Origin of the sequence: Bacillus sp. SG-1, from assembly GCF_000181495.1 — a bacterium.
In the GTDB taxonomy this organism is placed as follows: domain Bacteria; phylum Bacillota; class Bacilli; order Bacillales; family Bacillaceae_B; genus Rossellomorea.
In genome coordinates, this window is record NZ_ABCF01000152.1 from 1 (window position 1) to 1,867 (window position 1,867).

The 1,867-nt window shown below is 44.0% G+C and carries 2 protein-coding genes and 1 other annotated feature; both genes read right to left on the bottom strand.

All coding sequences use genetic code 11. The annotated features are described in order from the left end of the window. The coding region (locus tag BSG1_RS19285; protein ID WP_006838923.1) for a serine O-acetyltransferase at positions 1–166 on the bottom strand (166 nt) is incomplete at its 3' end. Positions 167–601: 435 nt separating this feature from the next. Continuing rightward, positions 602–821, bottom strand: a binding site (T-box leader). Between the two features lie 47 nt (positions 822–868). Beyond that, positions 869–1,867: glutamate--tRNA ligase (gltX, locus tag BSG1_RS19295; RefSeq protein ID WP_006838925.1), on the bottom strand; the 999-nt coding region annotated here is incomplete at its 5' end.

Sequence of the window (1,867 nt, forward strand, 5' to 3'; positions counted from 1 at the left end):
TATAAAAAGCATGGGCAAGTCTGTGGCCCCAAATCGCATGCAAGCCTGAATAGGTTAGGATGACCTCGAGAGAATTTCGTGCAGCCGGGTCCTGATCGAAAACGGTTTGTATGTCTTCTTTAAGGCGTTTGAACAATTGAGTTCCCTCCTTTTCTTTTATCCCCATTCTCCGAACAGGAGAATAAAGGGACTGTTTTTATGACTTTATAATAACTCACATAGAAAGTATCGTTTACTAAAGATTGTTCATCTACATCTCCCCCAAAAGAGGGATACGTGTTATTACTTAAGTTGATTGGAACGGAAGGTGTTCGATCTCCTGCGGGACTAGCGGGAAGTCCAGTTCCAGCACCCAGCCCCTCGGGATCAAATAACCCGAAGAGAATAAAAGGAAAGACCGCCTTTTTTTCTCTTCGGAACATTTGCCTGTCGGGGCTAACCGGGGTGCTTGCACTTTTGATGACAGGTGAGACCCCCAATCCAGTTGCAGCGCCCGAGGTTACGTACCCACTGGAACGTAACCCAGCCCCGCGGGGTCGAACCCTGGAGTGGAAATCAACTATACTTCTGCAGAAAATACAAAAAAACGCCTCTGTCCTAAGACAGAGACGCTTTCGGCGCGGTTCCACTCTGTTTGGGTAAAATACTGGTTTTTCCCCAACTTTATCCCTTGTAACGGAAGGAAACCGCCTTTACATACTATTTTCAATAAAGGACTCAGAGGTGCATTTCAAAAAATGAGAGGCTTAAACCACTTTCAGCCGGTGATGGTTCTCTCTGAAAAGCTTCATTTTTTTACTTCTCCTCTTCAACACTTTTTCTTATTCGGTTTGTTGTACTTTTAATATATTACATTCTCGCACAAATGTTAACCCAAAAGACTCTCGATTCGATGTTTTACTTTATCTTTCCCTAAAAGTTCAATGGCATTCGGAAGCTCTGGGCCATGTGTTTGGCCTGTCACCGCGGCACGGATCGGCATGAACAACTTCTTCCCTTTGTGTCCAGTCGACTTTTGAACCGCTTTGATGGATTTTTTAATCTCAGCAGCTTCATAATTTTCCAGCTGATCGATCTCATTGACGAAAGCCCTCAACACTTCCGGTACTTGCTCTTCGTCAAGAACCTCTTTGGCTTCCGTATCATACTCGATATCCTTCTTGAAGAACATTTCGGACAGCTCAACAATCTCAGCTCCGTAGCTCATTTGCTCCTGATACAGGGCAATCACTTTGCGTGCCCAATCACTGTCTTCTTCTGAAGGATTTTCACTGATTCTGCCCGCCTTCTCTAAATGAGGCATCGCCAATGCAGCGACCTGATCAAGGTCAAGGTTCTTCATATACTGGTTGTTCACCCAAAGCAGCTTTTGTTTATCAAATACAGCCGGTGATTTAGACAAGCGTTCTGGATCAAAGATCTCGATGAATTGCTCTTTGCTGAAAAGTTCTTCTTCTCCTTTTGGAGACCAGCCCAATAGAGCGATGAAATTGAATAGCGCTTCAGGCATATAGCCAAGTTCTTCGTATTGCTCGATGAACTGGATGATCGTCTCGTCGCGCTTGCTTAATTTTTTACGATTTTCATTTACGATCAAAGTCATATGACCGTATACAGGCGCATCCCAGCCAAATGCTTCAAAAATCATTAACTGCTTAGGCGTATTGGAAATATGATCATCCCCTCTAAGCACATGAGTGATTTTCATCAGATAGTCATCAACCGCTACCGCAAAGTTGTATGTCGGGATCCCGTTTTTCTTCACGATGACGAAATCACCGATGCCATCTGACTCAAAGGACACATCATCTTTCACGATATCATTGAACTTATATACTTTCCCAGCCGGCACTTTAAAGCGGATGCT